At 68.6% G+C, this 18,862-nt stretch carries 19 protein-coding genes; 12 read left to right on the top strand and 7 right to left on the bottom strand.

The features are described from left to right. Positions 1-16 precede the first annotated feature (16 nt). On the bottom strand, positions 17-1,879 hold the full coding sequence (locus H0X91_RS03490) for an ABC transporter ATP-binding protein (RefSeq protein ID WP_006487793.1): 1,863 nt from the start codon (positions 1,877-1,879) through the stop codon (positions 17-19). 482 nt (positions 1,880-2,361) lie between these two features. On the opposite strand from H0X91_RS03490, the gene H0X91_RS03485 reads away from it, so the two are divergent. Further along, entirely contained in the window at positions 2,362-3,243 is an 882-nt protein-coding gene (locus tag H0X91_RS03485) for a Dyp-type peroxidase (RefSeq protein WP_012493176.1), read from the top strand. A 97-nt stretch (positions 3,244-3,340) separates the two neighbouring features. On the opposite strand, the gene H0X91_RS03480 is transcribed toward H0X91_RS03485, so the two are convergent. Together H0X91_RS03480 and H0X91_RS03475 are read right to left on the bottom strand one after the other, a co-directional pair. Beyond that, complete coding sequence (locus tag H0X91_RS03480) at positions 3,341-3,742, bottom strand: OsmC family protein (protein ID WP_006487795.1); 402 nt, start codon at positions 3,740-3,742, stop codon at positions 3,341-3,343. Positions 3,743-3,840: 98 nt separating this feature from the next. Continuing rightward, positions 3,841-4,764 carry a LysR family transcriptional regulator gene (locus tag H0X91_RS03475; protein WP_006487817.1) on the bottom strand — a complete coding sequence of 308 codons (924 nt, stop codon included), beginning with the start codon at positions 4,762-4,764 and terminating at the stop codon, positions 3,841-3,843. Positions 4,765-5,260: 496 nt separating this feature from the next. Between H0X91_RS03475 and H0X91_RS03470 the strand changes: the two genes are divergently transcribed. The 7 genes from H0X91_RS03470 to H0X91_RS03440 all read left to right on the top strand — a co-directional run bounded on the left by H0X91_RS03470 (position 5,261) and on the right by H0X91_RS03440 (position 11,299). After that, positions 5,261-6,331, top strand: coding sequence for a helix-turn-helix domain-containing protein (locus tag H0X91_RS03470; protein ID WP_112750708.1), 1,071 nt, complete (start codon positions 5,261-5,263; stop codon positions 6,329-6,331). Continuing rightward, positions 6,280-7,596, top strand: coding sequence for an Nramp family divalent metal transporter (locus H0X91_RS03465; protein ID WP_043205679.1), 1,317 nt, complete (start codon positions 6,280-6,282; stop codon positions 7,594-7,596). The genes H0X91_RS03470 and H0X91_RS03465 overlap by 52 nt, the downstream gene beginning before the upstream one ends. 80 nt (positions 7,597-7,676) lie before the next feature. Then, positions 7,677-8,267 (top strand): phosphatase PAP2 family protein, encoded by a 591-nt coding sequence (locus H0X91_RS03460; RefSeq protein ID WP_059722558.1) that lies wholly within the window; start codon positions 7,677-7,679, stop codon positions 8,265-8,267. Between the two features lie 9 nt (positions 8,268-8,276). Further along, the gene (locus tag H0X91_RS03455; protein ID WP_080331785.1) at positions 8,277-8,513 is read left to right on the top strand and encodes a hypothetical protein; all 237 of its coding nucleotides are present in this window, start codon (positions 8,277-8,279) and stop codon (positions 8,511-8,513) included. A 234-nt stretch (positions 8,514-8,747) separates the two neighbouring features. Next, complete coding sequence (locus tag H0X91_RS03450) at positions 8,748-9,536, top strand: SDR family oxidoreductase (protein WP_006487835.1); 789 nt, start codon at positions 8,748-8,750, stop codon at positions 9,534-9,536. A 37-nt stretch (positions 9,537-9,573) separates the two neighbouring features. Further along, on the top strand, positions 9,574-10,590 hold the full coding sequence (locus H0X91_RS03445; RefSeq protein ID WP_006487809.1) for an NADP-dependent oxidoreductase: 1,017 nt from the start codon (positions 9,574-9,576) through the stop codon (positions 10,588-10,590). Between the two features lie 196 nt (positions 10,591-10,786). Further along, on the top strand, positions 10,787-11,299 hold the full coding sequence (locus H0X91_RS03440) for a hypothetical protein (protein WP_058902852.1): 513 nt from the start codon (positions 10,787-10,789) through the stop codon (positions 11,297-11,299). A gap of 46 nt (positions 11,300-11,345) precedes the next feature. Here H0X91_RS03440 and H0X91_RS03435 read toward each other — a convergent pair whose 3' ends face one another. From H0X91_RS03435 to H0X91_RS03420, 4 genes are all read right to left on the bottom strand, one after another. Next, positions 11,346-12,398, bottom strand: a complete 1,053-nt coding sequence (locus tag H0X91_RS03435) for an AI-2E family transporter (RefSeq protein ID WP_058902853.1) — start codon at positions 12,396-12,398, stop codon at positions 11,346-11,348. Positions 12,399-12,633: 235 nt separating this feature from the next. Then, positions 12,634-13,218, bottom strand: a complete 585-nt coding sequence (locus H0X91_RS03430) for a BPSL1445 family SYLF domain-containing lipoprotein (protein WP_006479499.1) — start codon at positions 13,216-13,218, stop codon at positions 12,634-12,636. A 64-nt stretch (positions 13,219-13,282) separates the two neighbouring features. Further along, complete coding sequence (locus tag H0X91_RS03425) at positions 13,283-13,669, bottom strand: DUF883 family protein (RefSeq protein ID WP_006487804.1); 387 nt, start codon at positions 13,667-13,669, stop codon at positions 13,283-13,285. 297 nt (positions 13,670-13,966) lie between these two features. Then, a complete protein-coding gene (locus tag H0X91_RS03420) occupies positions 13,967-15,823 on the bottom strand; it encodes an ExeM/NucH family extracellular endonuclease (protein ID WP_196432805.1) in 1,857 nt (618 codons plus the stop codon). Between the two features lie 206 nt (positions 15,824-16,029). Here H0X91_RS03420 and H0X91_RS03415 point away from each other — a divergent pair, with 206 nt between their 5' ends. The 4 genes from H0X91_RS03415 to H0X91_RS03400 all read left to right on the top strand — a co-directional run bounded on the left by H0X91_RS03415 (position 16,030) and on the right by H0X91_RS03400 (position 18,635). Beyond that, on the top strand, positions 16,030-16,383 hold the full coding sequence (locus tag H0X91_RS03415; RefSeq protein WP_006482933.1) for a YciI family protein: 354 nt from the start codon (positions 16,030-16,032) through the stop codon (positions 16,381-16,383). Between the two features lie 125 nt (positions 16,384-16,508). Beyond that, on the top strand, positions 16,509-16,928 hold the full coding sequence (locus H0X91_RS03410) for a YciI family protein (RefSeq protein WP_006482945.1): 420 nt from the start codon (positions 16,509-16,511) through the stop codon (positions 16,926-16,928). A gap of 25 nt (positions 16,929-16,953) precedes the next feature. Next, the gene (locus tag H0X91_RS03405) at positions 16,954-17,370 is read left to right on the top strand and encodes a VOC family protein (protein ID WP_125332125.1); all 417 of its coding nucleotides are present in this window, start codon (positions 16,954-16,956) and stop codon (positions 17,368-17,370) included. Then, entirely contained in the window at positions 17,367-18,635 is a 1,269-nt protein-coding gene (locus H0X91_RS03400; RefSeq protein WP_006482940.1) for an RNA polymerase sigma factor, read from the top strand. Before H0X91_RS03405 ends, H0X91_RS03400 begins: the two co-directional genes overlap by 4 nt. Positions 18,636-18,862 lie beyond the last annotated feature (227 nt).

Below are 18,862 nucleotides of genomic sequence, written 5' to 3'. Positions count from 1 at the left end.
TGACGACCTGCCTGCATCAAACCTCCGCCGGCTCTCCCAACGGCCCGGCATCGCGATCGGCCACGCGCCGCGGCGAATCGGCGAGCCCTTTCGCCAGCTCCAGCGCCTGCCGCTCGAACAGCCGGCGGTAGATGCCGCCGTCGATGCGGATCAGCGCGTCGTGATTGCCTTCCTCGATCACCTTGCCGCGATCGAGCACCAGCAGCCGGTCGAGCGAGCGCACCGTCGACAGCCGGTGCGCGACGACGAGCGTCGTGCGGCCGACCATCAGCCGCTCCATCGCCTGCTGGATCAGCAGCTCGCTTTCGCTGTCGAGGCTCGACGTCGCTTCATCGAGGATCAGGATCGGCGCATCGGCGAGGAACGCACGCGCGATCGCGACGCGCTGGCGTTCGCCGCCCGACAGCTTGATCCCGCGTTCGCCGACCAGCGTGTCATAGCCGTCCGGCAGTGCGACGATGAAGTCGTGCGCGCTGGCCAGGCGCGCGGCGCGCTCGATGTCCGCGCGGCTCGCATCGGGGCGTGCATACGCGATGTTCTCCGCGAGCGTGCGGTGAAACAGCACGGGCTCCTGCTGGACGATCGCGATCTGGCTGCGCAGCGAATCCTGCCGCACCTGCGCGATGTCCTGGCCGTCGATCGTGATGCGGCCGCCCGACACGTCGTACAGGCGCTGGATCAGCTTGATGAACGTCGTCTTGCCCGACCCCGAATGGCCGACGAGGCCCACGCGTTCGCCGGGCGCGATCCGCATCGAGAAATCGTCGTACAGCGGCACCGGATGGTTGCCGTAGCGGAACGTCACGTGCTCGAAGCGGATCTCGCCTTGGCCGATCCGGATCGCCGGCGCGCCGGGGCGATCGTCGATGCCGAGCGGCTGGCGTTCGAGCGCGACGAGTTCTTCCATGTCGTTTACCGAGCGCTGCAGGTTGCGGATGTGCATGCCGACGTCGCGCAAATAGCCCTGCAGCATGAAGAACATCGTCAGCGCGAATGCAATGTCGCCGACGCTCGCTTCGTTGTTCACCCACAGCCGCAGCGCGACGCCGATCATCGCGGCCTGCATCGCGACGAGCATCGCACCCTGCAGCCCGCCGTTGAACGTGCCGCGCACCCACGTGCGGCGCGTGCGCTGCCGCCACTTGCCGATCACGCGCGCGAGCCGCGCTTCCTCGCGCGTTTCCGCGCCGAACGCCTTGACGACCGCGTTGCAGCTCACCGCGTCGGCGAGCGCGCCGCCCATCCGCGTATCCCACAGGTTGCCGAGCCGCGCGGCCGGCGCGACGATGCCGAGCGACACCGCGACCGTCACCGCGATGTACAGCAGCGAACCGGCGCCGACGACGAGCCCCATCACGGGCCAGTGCGTGCCAAGCAGCACGGTCGCGCCGACCAGCATCGTGACCGACGGCAGCAGCGCGATCAGCACGGTGTCGTTGAGCAGGTCGAGCGCCCAGATCCCGCGGGTGATCTTGCGCACGGTCGAGCCCGCGAAGCTGTTCGCGTGCCAGTCGGTCGAGAAGCGCTGCACGCGGTGGAACGACGCGGCGGCGATCTCGCTCATCATCTTCAGCGTGAGCGTGATGATGTTCAGGTAGACGCCCTGGCGCAGCACGGTCGCGCCGATGCCGAGCGCGGCGAGCGTGCCGAACGCGGCGAGGGCCGAATGCCACGCGGCGGCGCGGTCGGTCAGGCCGGTCGACAGCGCGTCGACGAGGCGGCCGGCGAACAACGGCGTCAGGACGTCGGCGAGCGCGGCGAGCAACGCGAGGCTCGCGACCGCGGCGATGCGCGCCGGCTGCTTGCGCCAGTAACGAATGGTGAAGCCGAAGACGGCCTGGAATGCATGGCCGCCCAGATGGGAGGTTTTTCTGGTCATGTATCGTTGCCCGGCGCATCGCGCGACGGGGCTTTCCGGTTCGGAGAACGTCGAAAACGCAACAGCCGGGCCGCGCGAAACACGCGGGCGGAACGAAACGGGCTGTCGGGAAAAGCGCGGCTGACGGGTCAGCGGAAAACTCGGGAGCCGGCGCGGACGGCGGGCTGGATCAGCTGCGCCGTGGGACCACGTTCGGGAAGGTGGCTGGCATTCGGAACATCTGCACCTCCCTGAAGTGAACGGTTGAAAGGACGCCGAAAAGACGTGCAAGGATTCTATCAGGACAGCCGCGCACGCTGCAACGTCTGACGAATGCGGCGTTGCAGCGTCGATACGGTTAGTATTCGGGGTTTTGGCCCCTTTTCGCGGACGTTGTGCGCTGGCAGACCGGGGCCGGCGCGCGCATCGATTACACTTGCGCGTCCGCGGCGCGCGACGAGGCGGCCCGTACAGATTCACTTCGAACCATTCCCGAGGAAACGATGAGCGACGTTCAGCAAGGCATCCTGGCTCCGATCGATACGGCAGCGCGATACCTCACTTTCACGATGTCGAACGACGGCAATGTCGCGGCGGCGCTGGCCGCGCTGCGCGAGATCGTCGACGGACGCGACACGGTCGTCGGTTTCGGGCACGCGCTGGCTGCATACCTCGGCCATCCGGTGCCGGGCCTGACCGACTACCCGGCGTTCGCGGTGAACGACCGCACGCTGCCGATGACGCCGGCCGACGTATGGGTCTGGCTGCGCTCGGACGATCGCGGCGAGATCGTGCTGCGCGCGCGGGCGATCGAGCGCGCATTGGCGCCGGCGTTCGTGCTGCAGGAGGCCGTCGACGGCTTCCGCTATTCGAACGATCGCGACCTGTCCGGCTACGAGGACGGTACCGAGAACCCGGAAGGCGACGACGCGGTGGCCGCGGCGATCGTGACGGGGCAGGGCGCGGGGCTCGACGGCGCGAGCTTCGTCGCGGTGCAGCAGTGGCTGCACGACTTCGACCAGATGGAGCGCATTGCGTCGGGCGACATGGACCACATCATCGGGCGCCGCCGGTCGGACAACGAGGAACTCGACGACGCACCCGAATTCGCGCACGTGAAGCGCACCGCGCAGGAAAGCTTCGAGCCCGAGGCGTTCATGCTGCGCCGTTCGTCGCCGTGGTCGGACGCGCGTCGCGCGGGCCTCTACTTCGTCGCGTTCGGCTGCTCGTTCCGCGCGTTCGACGTGCAGATGCGCCGGATGAGCGGCGCGGAAGACGGGATCGTCGACGGCCTGTTCCGCTTCACGCGGCCGCTGACCGGCGCGTATTTCTGGTGCCCGCCGATGAAGGACGGCAAGCTGGACCTGTCCGCGCTCGGACTGTAAGCGCAGGGCGGGATCGATGAACGGGCGGGGCGCGCACGGATGCGCGCCCCGCCCGTTTCGTTTGTCAGGCGGCAGACCGGACGGCCCGCCGCGTGCGTCAGTTCAGCGTCGTTTCGATCCGCGTGCCGCGCTTGATGAACTGCGTCACCGGGGTTTTCTCGCAGATTTCCGCGAGACGCTGGCGTTGCGCATCGTCGAGCGGGCCGTCGAGCGTGACGACGCGGCGCACGTATTGCACACCTTCGCGATCGGCATGCAGCTCGGTGCGCACGGCGATGCGCGCGGCCGGCCACGTCTTGCGCTGCATGTACATGCGCAGCGTCGCGGCCGTGCATTGCGCGAGCCCGGCCAGCACGAATTCGTATGGCGCCGGCCCGCGATCCTGGCCGCCTTCGCGCGGCGCTTCGTCACCGGTCAGCGCATGCGTGCCGGCCTGCAGCTGGACGACGTAGTCGGGCGCGTCGGCATCGAGGACGGCGGCGGCGTGGATGAGCGACATGGCAAGTCTCCGGTAAGCGGATCAAGGAAAGCGGGCGCCGCATGGCGGCGTGCAGCCGTCAGCATACCGTCCCGTTCGCGCGGGCGCCTGCTGCGCTGCTACGCGTCGGCGATGCCGGCGCTGCTGCGCACGAGCGCGGCGATGCGTTCGCGCACCCACTGATGCGCGCGATCGGTGTCGCGCGATTCGTGCCAGTACGCGAGCAGCGGAAACGGCTTGAGCCGCAGCGGCAGCGGTCGCACGACGATCGGCAGCAGCGCGGCCATGCGCAGCGCATAGGTGTGCGGCAGCGTGACGAGCAGGTCGCCGGCCGCGGCGATCTGGCAGGCGGCGAAATAGTGCTGGCACGTGAGCCGGATGTCGCGGAAGCGTCCGTCGTTGCCGAGCAGGACGTCGAGTGATTGCGGCTCGCCGAGCGACGACACGGCGATATGCTGCGCCGCGAAATAGTCGCTGCGTCGCAGCGCGTCGCGCGCGAGCGGATGATCGCGGCGCAGCGCGACGACGAGCGAATCGTCGAGCAGGTGTTCGGTGGCGATGCGCGGGCCGGTCTGTACGCGCCGGTCGACGACGAGGTCGAGATTGCCCGAAGCGAGCTCGCGCTCGATGTCGGACACCGCGATGCGCCGGCTGACGAGCCGCAGGCCCGGCGCTTCGTCGGCGAACGCGGCGACGATGCGCGGCAATGCGATGGATTCGAGCACGTCGCGAATGCCGACCGCGATGCTCAGGTCGAGCGTCGCGGGATCGAAGGCGGCCGGATCGCGCGCGGTGCCTTGCAGACCCTTCAGGTGCAGCTGCACGTCCGCGATGATCGACCGCGTACGCTCCGTCGGCACGACGCGGTTGCCCTGGCGCACGAACAGCGGATCGTCGAAATGCGCGCGCAGCCGGTTGAGCGCATGCGTGACGGCCGGCTGCGTGAGATGCAGCGCGCGGGCGGCCGCGCCGATGCCGCCGTGCACGTAGACGGCGTCGAGCACGCGAAACAGGTTCAGGTCGAGACGGTGAGCGGCGGGCACGGAGCGCGGGCGGCGTGGTGAAGGACGATCGATTCTAAAGGATGTGCAGGCAACGGATGCGCCGGTTGACATGCGCGGCGATCGCGCGCGTTCGATGCGTGTCGATGCCGTTCGGGCCGATACGCGAACGTCTGTTTTGCCGATGGACATCGCTCTCGAATACGCCTGTCATTACACCCGTCATTGCGCATGACGGCCGCAATAATCGACCGCATCGCATACGCGATTCTGTGCCGGCATACCAGCGGCGGGCAGCAGCCTGTAGTAATCCGCCATCATGCTGTCCCCGTCGGCCATTTCGCGCCAAAGGCGCTACCCGTTCGGCTAAGATGCCGTCGCTTCATATTTCGGGATAGCCGTCCTGTCGCACGCATTCAAACCAAATATAAGCCTGACAGTTCGACGGTATTAGAAGAAGTCGAACAAGTCGGGGGCTTGGCCAGTGAATGCAGCAGATCAGCGGTGGGTCGTTATCTATTTGAGTACGGGGTTTTCGTTGGCCCAGGCCGCGCGCCTCGGCGAAGCTTTCAATCTGGCGAATCGCCTGCATGCGTACAGCGCGGATTACCAGCTGAAGTACGTCTCCGAAAGCGGGGGACTGTTGCAGTCGTCGTCCGGCGTGCGCATCGCGGCCGATCCGCTCGGCGACGAACACAGCCGCCGGGCGCTCGCGTTCTTTCATCTTCATGGCGAGCGCGCGGCCGTCAACTGGGACGACGCCTTGCAGCGGCGCCTGACCGACATTCGCCGGCATGCGCGCTGGATCGTCGACGCGATGGATCTGCCCGCGCTCGCCGCCACGCGACGGCCCTCGTCGGCGATCGACGTGCGGCCGGGCAGGGCCGCGCGCCGCGCCACCACGACGATCGAATTGCAGGCCGGCGAGACCGACGTGTTCGCCGCCGCGCTCGACATGTTCCGCGTCGACCTCGGCGACAGCGCCGCGCAGGAGATCGCCAGCAACATGATGCGGCCGGTCGAGCAGCGCTATGCGCAGTCGATGTGGGCGTTCCGCGAACTGAGTGCGAGCCCGTCGATCCGGATGTCCGCGCAACGGCTGCGCGCGCAGAGCGTGAACCGCATCTCGATTGCGAGCGCCGCGCAGGCGGCCGCGATGAGCGAGCGCAATTTCCTGCGGCGCTTCAAGAAGGAAATCGGCGTGACGCCGACCGAGTTCGTCCAGCACGTGCGGCTCGAACGGGCGTGCCACATGCTGATCCATACGACGCTGCCGGCCGACAAGGTCGCGCGGCGCACCGGCTTCGGCAGCGGCGAGCGGCTCGCGAAGCTGTTTCGGCAGCGGCTGCTGATGTCGCCGACCGAGTTTCGCGTCGCCGAGCGGGAAAAGATCCTCGCGCAGGGCGCGGCGTCGCCCGTTCCGGACGAAGGGCGAGCCGCCGCATGTTGCGACGGCGACGTTGACGGAGCGGGGTGCGACGCGTGCGTGGTCGCGCACGATAAAACGGGACGGATACCCGTAAAATCGACGGATCGCGATCTCGATTCCCGGTTTCCATGCCCTTCCTCCCCACTACCGCCACCGCCCCTTTCTGCCCGTCGGAAGTAAAGGGCAGCATCACGATCGACGCCGCCGCGCCGCGCTGGCAGAAGCTCAGGCGTTTCTTCGGCCCCGGCCTGCTGGTCGCGATCGGCTACATGGACCCCGGCAACTGGGCGACCGATATCCAGGCCGGCTCGCAGTTCGGCTATTCGCTGCTGTGGGTCGTCGCGTTCTCGAGCCTCGCGGCGATCTTCCTGCAGATGCTCGCGGCGCGGCTCGGTCTCGTCGCGGGCAAGGATCTCGCGCAGGCCAGCTACGACCGCTACGGCCGGTTCGGCCGCGTGGTGCAGTGGATCACGGCCGAAGTGTCGATCATCGCGTGCGACATCGCGGAAGTGCTCGGCTGCGCGCTCGCGTTCAAGCTGCTGCTCGGCGTGCCGCTCGCGTGGGGCGTCGTGCTCACCGCGCTCGACACGGTGATCGTGCTCGGCCTGCAGGGCAAGGGGTTCCGGCAGATCGAGGCGATCGTGCTCGGGCTGATCGCGACGATGGCGTTCTGCTTCGTCGCGCAGGTGGCGATCACGCCGCCCGACTGGCATGCGGTGGTCGGCGGGCTCGTGCCCGGCGATCCCGGTCACGACCGCAAGGACGCGATCGTGCTCGCGCTCGGCATCGTCGGCGCGACGATCATGCCGCACAACCTGTATCTGCATTCGTCGGTCGTGCAGACGCGGCACGTCGTCGGCGGTGCGCGCGGCGTGATCCGCGACACGCTGGCGCTGGTGCGCATCGATACCTGCGTGTCGCTGTTCGTCGCGATGCTCGTCAACGCGGCGATCCTCGTCGTCGCGGGCGCGGCATTCCATGCGACGGGCCAGCACAACGTGACCGACATCGAGCAGGCGTACCGGCTGATCACGCCGATCGCGGGCGGTGCGGCCGCGCTGTTGTTCGGCATCGCGCTGCTCGCGTCGGGTCAAAGCTCGACGCTGACCGGCACGATCGCCGGCCAGGTCATCATGGACGGTTTCCTGCATACGAAGATCCCGTGTTACCAGCGCCGGCTGATCACGCGCGGGCTCGCGCTCGTGCCGGCGCTGATCGGCGTGCTGTGGCTCGGCGACGGCTCGGTCGGGCAACTGCTCGTGTGGAGCCAGGTGCTGCTGAGCCTGCAATTGCCGTTCGCGATGTGGCCGCTGATCCGCTCGGTCAGCGATCGCCGCACGATGGGCGAGCACGCGATCGGGCGCGGGATGCAGGTGGCCGCGTGGGCGCTGTTCGCCGTGATCACCGGCACGAACCTGCTGTTGATTACCGGTGTCGCCGGTTGATACAGCCTGTCACAGGCTGACACAGGCACGTTGCGTGCCTGCGGTAAACTGCGGTCTTTCGATCGTCTCCGAAGTCCATCATGTGGAGTGAAATCAGCAACATCGGCGATGCCGCGCTGACCCTGCCGATCGCGTTGACCTGCGCGGCGTGGCTCGCGCTGACCGACTGGCGCCTCGCCGCCCGCTGGGGCGTGCTGCTGGCCGCCGGGATGGGCGTCGTCGGCGCCACGAAGATCCTGTATGCCGGCTGCGGCATCGAGCTTGCGCAGTTCGATTTCCGCGTGATCAGCGGCCATACGATGCTGTCGACGTCCGTGTGGACGGTCGCGCTGTCGATGCTGTGGCAGGCGTTCCGGCACGGCAAGGCGCCCGGCATCGCGGCCGGGCTGGCCATCGGCGCGATCACGGCCGTTGCCCGCGTATTCGATCACTCGCACACCGTGCCGGAAGTCGTCGTCGGCTGGGTGCTCGGCGCGCTGGTCGCGCTGGTGTTTCTGCGCGGCTACGACGGCGTGCGGCAGCGCGCGTTCTCGCCGCGCGTCGCGGCGGTCTGCCTGTTGCTCGTGTCGGGTATCGCGTACGGGCACCGTGCGCCGTTCCAGCAGATGATCGACACGCATTCGCCGCAACTCTGCGCGTTCGTGCGCGCGCCGTCGGGCGACGGCTTCTGACGGTTGCCGATGGCGGGCGCTGCGGCCCGCTTTCCTGCCGCCGGCGTTCGTCCGGCGCTTTCCGGCGAGGTGCAGGATTCGACGCCGGATCATCTTCTCGATGGCTTCCTCGCCCACGCGGAACGCACCACCCGTTATCCCGATAATCGACGAGCCGACGCAGCCCATCCGACCGGTCGCGCCGTGGTGTTCGCGCATGGGCGCCGGTACGTTCAGCTCATGAACGGTGCCTATGACCGGGCATAACGAATATTCATTTCATCGATCGGCGGCATTCGCGTACGCTGGCTGTCGTTCGAGCGCGGGCGCGCCGCCCGGCCGGTCCGGCGCGCGCCGCGTTCATCTCGATATACTCCCGGAATCCGTGCGGCGCGCCGTCATGTCGGCGCAGCGGCGACCGGCGCACGTCGGTTGGCAGCGACACGGAAACCCCGTCGCGGCAGCGTTCCGCGACGACGATTCACGACAGGAGCAGGTCACATGACAATCGTTTCTCCGCGCCTCGCTGGCAAGTGCGCATACATCACGGGCGCCGCCGGCGGCCTCGGCCGCGCGATCGCGCGCCGGATGGTCGAGCAGGGCGCGCGCGTGTTCCTGACCGACATCGCGGAAGCGGCGGTCCTCGACGCGTTCGCGCAGGAACTCAACGCGGGCCACGCGACGCCGGTCGCGTTCGCCGCGACCCAGGACGTGCGCGACGAAGCGCGCTGGCAGGCGCTGCTCGCGCAGGCGACCGATGCGATGGGCGCTCTGTCGGTGCTCGTCAACAATGCGGGCGTCGGCTCGATCGGCTCGCCCGCGCAAATCGAGCTGGACGAATGGCGCCGCGTGATGGCGATCAACGTCGAGAGCATCGTGCTCGGCTGCAAGCACGCGCTGTCGTATCTGGCCGAGAGCCATCCCGCGTCGATCATCAACATCTCGTCGGTCGCCGCGTTCAAGGTCGAGCCGGATTTCACCGCGTACAACGCATCGAAGGCGGCGGTCGCGTCGCTGACGAAGTCGATCGCGATCGACTGCGCGCGGCGCGAGATCGACGTGCGCTGCAATTCGATTCACCCGGCGTTCATTCGCACGGGAATCGTCGAGCCGCTGTTCCAGTCGCTCGGCGAACGCGACGCGACGCGCAAGCTCGCGCGCGGCATTCCGCTGCGCCGGCTCGGCGAGCCGGACGACGTCGCGCATGCGGCCGTGTATCTCGCGTCCGACGAGAGCCGTTTCGTGACGGCCGCCGAACTCGTGATCGACGGCGGCATGTGCGCGGTCTGACGCGCATCCCGAATTACAACGATTGGAGGAGTACATCATGTCGACACCCGTGAACCGCCAGCTGCTGCTGAAGACGCGCCCGGAAGGGCGGGTCGGCCGCGACCATTTTTCGCTCGTCGAGACACCGGTGCCGGCGCTCGCCGACGGCGAGGTGCTCGTGCGCGTGCTGTACCTGTCGATGGACCCGACCAACCGCGTGTGGATGAGCGACGTGCCGCAGTACCTGCCGCCCGTCGCGATCGGCGAGGTGATGCGCGCGCTCGGGATCGGCCGCGTGGTCGCGTCGCGCCATGCGGGTTTCGCGGAAGGCGATCTCGTGCAGGGGCTGGTCGGCTGGCAGGACTACGCGGTCGTGCCGGCCGAGCAGGCCGCGCAGCTCGTGAAGCTGCCCGCGCAGTCGGGCCTGCCGCTGCCGACCCTGCTCGGCGCGTGCGGGATGAGCGGGCTGACCGCGTACTACGGGCTGACCGACATCGCGCCGGTGCAACCGGGCGAAACGCTCGTCGTGTCGGCGGCGGCCGGCTCGGTCGGCTCGATCGCCGGGCAGATCGGCAAGATCCACGGCGCGCGGGTGGTCGGCATCGCGGGCGGCGCGGACAAGTGCCGTTACCTGACCGACACGCTCGGCTTCGATGCGGCCGTCGACTACAAGGCCGACGATTTCCGCCAGCAACTGAAGGCGGCGACGCCGGACGGCGTGCACGTGAACTTCGAGAACGTCGGCGGCGAGGTGATGCGGGCGGTGCTGTCGCGGATGGTGATCGGCGGGCGCGTCGCGCTGTGCGGCGTGATCTCGAACTACAACAGCGGCCGCGCGGCGGACGACGTCGGCGTGCTGATCTCGAAGCGATTGACGATGCGCGGCTTTCTGATCCTCGACTACCGCAAGAGCCGCGAAGCCGTGCAGACGCTCGCGGGCTGGCTGCGCGACGGCCGGCTCAAGGCCGAGGAAACCGTGGCCGACGGTCTCGAAAACGCCCCTGACGTGCTGAACCGCCTGTTCGACGGCGACCATCGCGGCAAGCTCGTGCTGCGCGTCGATCCGCACGCGTGACGGGCGTGCGACCTCGGTCGCACCGCGCAGCGGGGCGGTGCCGGCCGCGCTGAGTTCGATCAATTCGGCTGCAGTTTAGGACTTGTCCCATATATTGTCCGGGCCGCTCTCCCTACAGTGATTGCCAGCACACAGGCGGCGTGACCGACACGTCACGCCGCCTGTTTTTCTGGTGACGCGGTAGAGGGGAGGAACCATGCGGAACAACGCGAAGCGGTCGGCAACGGCAACGGCAGGAGGCGCCGGCGTCGTGCGGAAGATGCTGTTCGGGCTCGGTGTCGTACTCGCGATGTCGGCTGCCACGTCGAACGCGATGGCGGCTGGGCAGCCCGCGTCGGATGGCGTCGTCCGGTTCACCGGCTCGCTCGTCGATCTCTACGACGTGACGCTCGATGCCCCGGCGGGTGTGCCCGTCGACGCGGAGCAGGCGGTCGACGGCAGAGCAACGGCCACGGTCCGGTTCGATGCGCATGGCCGGCGTTTGGCCGGTGCGCAGGTGGCGCTGGTCGGGCCCGACGGCGCGCCGTTCGCGCCCGAGAGCGGCACGGCGGTGCGTGCCACGTGGCGCGATGCGCATACCGGGCAAAGCGTGCTGCTGGCGCCGGGCCGGGTGCAGCGCGTCGGCCCGTATGGCGGCGTGATGACGGTCGCGGCGGATGAAGCAACGGGCGCCGTGGCGCCCGTCGTGATCCATATCCGTCATCCTTGACCGCCGCTCTCCGCACGCGTGCGGAGCGCCGGCGGCCGGACGGGCGTCATTCGCCCTGTTCGGAGCGTGCGTAGATGTCCCAACTGGCCATGAACAGCGCGGCGACGAGCGGCCCGATCACGAAGCCGTTGATGCCGAACAGCGCCATCCCGCCGAGCGTCGAGATCAGCACGACCCAGTCGGGCATCTTCGTGTCCTTGCCGACGAGGATCGGGCGCAGCAGGTTGTCGACGAGGCCGATCACGCCGACGCAGAACGCGACGAGGATCACGCACTTCCAGACCGCGCCGATCATCAGGAAGTAGAGCGCGGCCGGCACCCAGACGAGGCTCGCGCCGATCGCGGGCAGCAGCGACAGGAACGCCATCAGCGCGCCCCACAGCACGACGCCCTCGATCCCGAGGATCCAGAAGATCAGCCCGCCGAGCGCGCCCTGGACGAGCGCGACCGCGATGTTGCCCTTCACCGTTGCGCGCACGACCGTCGTGAATTTCGCGAGCAGCAGGTTCTTGTGCTCTTCGTCGAGCGGCAGCGCACGGCGCACGCGGCGGCCGATCTCGCCGCCGTCGCGCAGCAGGAAGAACACCATGTACAGCATCACGCCGAAGCTCACAACGAACTGGAACGTGTTCTGGCCGATGCTGAGCGCCTGGGTGGCCGCGAACTGGCTGATCTGCGCGGCGCCGTCGGTCAGTTTCTTCTGGATGCCCGGGATGTTGGTCAACCCGTATTTCTGCAGCAGGTTCTGGATCGACGTCGGCAGCGCGTGAATGATGTCGTGGAAGTACTGCGAATAATTCGGCTGCGCGTCCTTGAGCTCCTGGTACACGTACGCGATTTCCTGCACGAGCGTCGCCGTGACGAACACGAGCGGCAGGATCACGATCAGGATGATGAGCGACATCGTGACGAGCGCGGCGAGGTTGCGCCGCTTGCCGAAGCGCGCGGCGAGCCAGCGTTGCACGGGCTGGAACAGGATCGCGAGAATGGTGCCCCAGAACACGGCGCCGGAGAACGGCGCGAGGATCCAGCACAGTCCGACGGTGACCGCGAACAGCAGGAAGTAGAAGAATTTTTGGTGGTCGTGTCCGCTATCCATGGGTGACATTCGCGCAGATTGATGCGTGGTTTGATTGAATCTCGTTGTCCCGTGCGCGATCGGTTCGCGAACGTCACGGGTTCGCGGCGCAATGCGCCGCCGGGCGGCCCATGCGGAGTATGCCCGCAAAGGTGCCGCCATCATAGCCGCTGCGTGAGACACATGCGAAAACGCCGCGGCCGGGGCCGCGGCGCTGCCGGGAAGCGAACGCGGCGCGAGGCCGCGTACCGCGTCGTCAGATGTTGAGCTTGGTGACCTTCGTGCCGTTCACCGACAGGTCGCCCATCAGGCCCGCGTTGGTCAGGACCAGCACTTCCACCGGTGCGGTAGCCGTGTTGGAGTCGACCGCGCCGTTCGCGCCGACCTTCACGACCGCGACCGATGCGTCGGCGCCGGCCGACCAGCCGTCCGACTTGCGGAACGAGTCGAGCGCATCCTGCGTCATGAACAGGAACACGACCGCCTTCGACTGCGCGCCGGCCTGCAGGCCGACCGACAGCGACGACGTGTTGTAGTAGCCGACGGTGCTGCCGCCGACCCGCAGCGCGCCGTTGCCGGACTGGGCGCCGACGATGAAGCCGGCCTGCAGCACGTTCGGGAACACGAGGACGCCGCGTGCTTTCGAGACCAGGTCGCGCGAACCCGGCACCGTCGAATACAGGCGCGACAACGTGGCGTTCACGCTGGCGTCGATCGACTGACGCTTCGACGCGCTGGCCGCGGCGCTATCGGGTTTGCCGGACGTGGTCGTGCAGCCGGCGAGGGCGAGGCTGCCCAGCATCACGGCGGCGGCGGCTTTCATGGCGAGGGACTTCTGCATGGCGGTTCTCCTTCGTTGTCTGATGGATGACGGGCGGGGCGGGCGGCGTTGCACGCGGCCCCGTTCAACGGCGGGAAAGGAGCAGGCCCGCAACGAACGCGAGGCCCGCGACGACGCCGGCGGTTTGCCAGGGGTTGTCGTGCACGGCCTGCGATACGCGTTCGGCCGAATCGCGCAGCCGGGCGGCCGCGCTGCCCGACGCGTAGTCGAGCGCGCTGCGCGCTTCATCGAGCCGCGATTGCACGCGTTTGCGCAGGGCGGCGATATCGCCATCGCCATCGTTCTTCAGCAGATCTTCCAGTTCGTCGACTAGCCCGCGCAGATCGTCGGTCACGTCGGCATGCAGGTCGCGGGCCGCCGAGCGCGTCGTGCGGCCCACGCGCCGGCCGGTGCGACGGATGTCGGACAGGCCGCGGTCCAGCTTGTGTTCGATCGAGTCGGTAAGCGCCATGGTGTTTATCCTCCTTTGATTCCAGGCAATTTGAAGATAAGACGAATCGCAGCAACTGATGTGATTCACTTGATCCGATTGAGTTTCGAGACAAATTTTCAATGCGTCGGCAGGATCGCCGGGGAGCCCCGTCGCGCGGGGCCGCGCAGCGGTTGAAAAAATTTCGCGTGTCGGGGCGGTACAGCGTGTCGAGCAGCGGGGCGCAGTGAAGGTCCGGTAAATATGGCGTCGCCAGGGGCATCAGGTAAATAGTGCCGTTGCAGGTTGGTTGTTGATGCAAATGCACTACTCGACGCGTCATCGATGCGCACGATTTGTGCCCGGTGCCGGTTGCGCGGCGGCGTCGTCCAGCGCGACGTCGATGACGACGGGATCGTGGTCCGACGAGCGGTAGGCGTCGGGTGCGTAATAAGTCGACCGGCGCGCGGACGTTTTGTAATCGGGCACGGGTTGCAGAACGAGCGGTTCGTCGGCGTTGATGTGCCAGAACCGCACGGCTTTCACGCGCGCGGCGAGCGGTGGCGTGGCCAGCGCATGGTCGAGATTGCCGGCTTCGCCGCGAAATACGTAGCTGTACGCAGCATCGCCAACGAAGCGCGCCACCAGGTTCGCATAGCCGCGCGCCTCGAGCGCGCGAACCGGGTCTTCCTTCGCATAACTGTTCAGATCGCCGATCAGCAGCACGCCGCCGGCGGCGACGCCCGTCGGCGAGGTGGCGAGCCAGTCGGCGACGCGCGCGGCGGCCCGCGTGCGCGCCGCATTCCAGCAGCCCTGGCCGTCGGACTGGTCGAGATTGGCGCCGCTCGCGTGCGGGCAATTCTTCGACTTCAGGTGATTGACCGCGACGGTGAAAGCGTGCGTGCCGCCGATGCGCCGGAACGTCTGCGCGAGCGGCGGGCGATGGCGGCCGCCGAGGGCGACGGTGGCGGCGCGCCCGACCGGCTCGACCGTGCGGCTGTCGTACAGCAGTGCGACCGCGATCGCGTCGCGACCCAGCCGCGCGGTGCCGGGGTCGACCGTGCGCCAGCCGTCGCCGAGCTGCGCGGCGAGCCGCCGGATGGCGCTCGCGTCGCCGTGGCCGTTGTTCGCGATTTCCATCAGCCCGATCACGTCGGCGCGCAGCGCGCGCAACGCCGCGACGATCTTCGCTTCCTGCCGCGCGAACGCGGCGGGCGTTTTCGCGCCGCGGTTGCCCGGCGCGTCGAATCCGCCGCCATGGCCGTCGCCGTTGAAATAATTGAAGACATTGAACGACACGACGCGCACGTCGGCATCGGGATGCCGGGCCGGTGCCGCGCGACGCGGGTTCGTGGCGGGATCGAAGACGGGCGCCGCGCCGGCCACCGGCTGCAGCCGCCAGGTGCCGTAGCGCCATTCGAGCACGCCTTCGACGCCGCGTATCGTATAGCCCGCGCGCAGCGTGTTGGCGGCGCTCAGCGCGGGCGGCGGATAGCGGACGGTCGCCGGGTCGCGCCGGTTCGACCCATCGTCGAGCACGATGCGGTTCAGTGCGTTGGCCGCGGCGTGCGCGGCGGCGTCGGCCGGCGGCCCGACCTGGGTCGGCGTGCGCAGCCGGCCGTTGCTCAGCACGATGCTGCCGTAGCGGCCGAGTTCGTGGGTATCGCTGACCGTCAGCGTTTGCGGCAGGCGTACGCGCATCGCTTCGTGCGCGGCCAGGACGGCCGGCGACGCGACCGGCAGCGTGAGCGTCGCCGGCGTGACCGTCTGCCCGCGCGCGCAGACGGCCATGCCGCCCGTCAGCGTGAATTGCGTGCGGCCGTATTGCTCGTCGACCTTGCCCGTCAGATGCACGAGATCGCCGGGCGCCGCGCGCGCGTTCGGTGCGTAGACGAACAGGCCTTCCAGGATACCCGGCCGGCGCCGCCGCTGCGCGTCGGCCTGCTGGACGAAGAAGCCGCCCAGGCCGTCGGCGCCACCGAACGCCGCGGTGACGACCGCTTCGATCGACGTCGTTTGCCCGGCGAGCGGCGACGGGCCGCCGGCGCGACGGATCTCGGCGATCGCCGTGGCCGCGCCGCCGCAGCCGCTGCTGACCGGCAGCGCGGCGGCGGGCCGGGCACAGAGGGCCACGGACAGCCCGACGGACGACGCCACGAACGGCGCAACGGCAAACAGGGGAAGCGGGCGTGACATGAGACGGTCCACAGGATCAAAATCCGACAGTTCGGGACCGCATCTTGAAGGCAAAATGTCAGGCTGCGGCCGAAATGGCCGTCCGGCCAGTACCGATTGGCCAACGATGCGGCAAGCCGCCTCGCGGCTGTTACGCTTTCGCACCGGGCGCCCCGTGCCGCTCGCCCGGCGCATGCCGCCGCGCCCCGTCCCCACAGGAGAAATCCATGTCTTACATGCTGTTGATTGTCGAACCGACCGAACAGCGCGCCGAGCGCACCCTCGACGAAGGTCAGGCGCTCTATGCGCGGATGGTCGATTTCGCCGAGTCGCTGAAGGCCCGCGGCGTGCTGCGCGGCGTCGAGTCGCTCGAGCGGTCCGAGCGCGGCACGCGCGTGCAGGTGCGCGACGGCGAGACGCGCCTGCTCGACGGCCCGTTCGCCGAGGCGAAGGAGATGGTCGGCGGCTTCTTCCTCGTCGACGTCGACACGCGCGAGGAAGCGATCGAAATCGCGCGCCAGTGCCCGGCCGCGCAATGGTGCACGGTCGAGGTGCGCGCGGTCGGCCCGTGCTTCCTGTGAACGTCGCGACTCGGTATTTACCCTGATTTGTCGTGGCGCATGTCGATCGGGCCATCTTCCGCCCGTCGTCCGGATAAGGCGCCGCGGAACGGGCGCCGCCTTCCACCGACGACAAGGAGTAAACGATGCGATTCATGATCATGATCCGGGCGAACGCCGTCAGCGAATCCGACGCGTTGCCGGACAACCGGCTGGTCGAGGCCATGACGGTCTATCACGAGGAGCTGGCGAAAGCCGGCGTGCTGCTCGACGCCAACGGCCTGCGGTCGAGCGCCCACGGCTGGCGCGTGCGCTACACGGGCGGCAAGGGCACGGTGATCGACGGCCCGTTCGCCGAAACGAAGGAACTGATCGCCGGCTATACGCTGATCCAGGTGCGCTCGCGCGACGAGGCGCTCGAATGGACGCGCCGGTTCCCCGCGCCGTTCGGCGCCGAACTCGACTGCGAGATCGAGGTGCGGCCGCTGTTCGAGCTCGACGACCTCACGCCGAGCGACGCGGTCGAGCGGTTCCGCGATCTCCACGTCGGCCGCAGCCACGCCTGAATCTCACCTCACCGGAGTATCCGTCATGCACAAGATGGTTTTCATCAACCTGCCGGTAGCCGACCTGCCGCGCGCGAAGACGTTCTACCAGGCGCTCGGCTTCGAGGTCGTGCCGGCCTATACCAACGAGCAGGCCGCCTGCATCAAGATCAGCGACACGATCTTCGCGATGCTGCTGGTGCGGTCGTTTTTCCAGACCTTCACCGACAAGACGATCATCGATCCGGCCACGCATATCCAGGTGTTGTCGTGCCTGTCGTGCGACAGCCGTGCCGAAGTCGACGGGCTCGTCGCGAAGGCGCTGGCGGCCGGCGGGGCCGCGCCGCAGGCGCCGCGCGAGTATCCGAACATGTACGGCCACGGGTTCACCGATCCGGACGGTCATACGTGGGAGCTGATGGCCATGCCGCTGGATGCGTCCGCCCAGGGGCAGGCGTCGTGACGCATGAGGCCACGCATCGTGCGATCGAGGCAGTCTGGCGAATCGAGGCGCCGAAGATCATCGCGCGCGCCGCGCGCGTGGTGCGCGACGTCGGCGTGGCCGAGGAACTGGCGCAGGACACGCTCGTCGCGGCGCTCGAGCACTGGCCCGTCGACGGCGTGCCCGACAACCCGGCCGCCTGGCTGATGACGGCCGTGAAGCGCCGCGCGCTCGACCGGGTCCGGCAGGAGTCGCTTCATGCGGCGAAGCGCGACCAGCTCGGTCACGAGATGGACGCGCTCGAAGCGCACGTCGTCCCCGACATCGCGGACGCGCTCGCCGACGCGAGCGACGACGACATCGGCGACGACCTGCTGCGGCTGATCTTCACGTCGTGCCACCCGGTGCTGTCGACCGACGCGCGCGTCGCGCTGACGCTGCGGCTGCTCGGCGGGCTGACGACGGGCGAGATCGCCCGGGCGTTCCTGACGCCCGAGCCGACGATCGCGCAGCGGATCGTGCGCGCGAAGCGCACGCTCGCGGCGGCGCACGTGCCGTTCGAGGTGCCGGCCGCCGATGCGCGGCCGGCGCGGCTCGCGTCGGTGCTCGAAGTGATCTACCTCGTGTTCAACGAGGGCCATGCGGCGACGGCGGGCGACGACTGGATGCGTCCGGCGCTCTGCGACGAGGCGTTGCGGCTCGGCCGCGTGCTGGCCGGGCTCGCGCCGGATGAAAGCGAAGTGCTCGGGCTCGTCGCGCTGATGGAGCTACAGGCGTCGCGCATGCATGCACGCGTCGATGCACAGGGCCGGCCCGTGCTGCTGCTCGACCAGGACCGCAGCCGCTGGGATCCGTTGCTGATCCGGCGCGGCCTCGCGGCGCTGGAGCGGGCGACGAAGCTCGGCGGCGTGCGCGGGCCGTATGCGCTGCAGGCCGCGCTCGCGGCTTGCCACGCGCGGGCGCGGCAGGCGGCGGACACCGACTGGGCGCAGATCGTCGCGCTGTATGACGCGCTCGCCGAAGTCGCGCCGTCGCCGGTCGTCGAACTGAATCGCGCGGTGGCCGTGGGCATGGCGTTCGGTCCGGCCGCGGCGCTCGAACTCGTCGACGTGCTGCGTGACGATCCGGCGCTCGCGCGCTATCACTGGCTGCCGAGTGTGCGCGGCGATCTGCTCGCGAAGCTCGGCCGCGCCGACGAGGCCAAGCTGGAGTTCCGCCGCGCGGCGGATTTGACGCGCAACGAGCGTGAGCGCGAATTGCTGCTCAAGCGCGCGATGGATGCGTGACGCGCTGCCGTATGACGCGTGACGCATGATGCGTGACGCATGACGCATGACGCGCGCGCTCCGTCTTCCCGACCGTCCGCCTCGCACCCCGCACCCGACACTATCGTCCGCATTGAAAAAGCCTATTGGGTGATGCGAACGCGAGCGCCTAGATTGAAGAGCACGATGCGCGCCCGGCGCACGCATCGTTCCCCACATATCTGATCGGCCCGGCGTCGCACGTGGCC

It is taken from the genome of Burkholderia sp. 9777_1386 (assembly GCF_015712265.1).
In the GTDB taxonomy this organism is placed as follows: Bacteria; Pseudomonadota; Gammaproteobacteria; order Burkholderiales; family Burkholderiaceae; genus Burkholderia; species Burkholderia cenocepacia.
The sequence above is the reverse complement of the archived record's forward strand: the minus strand, read 5'-3'. Positions and strand labels throughout refer to the sequence as shown.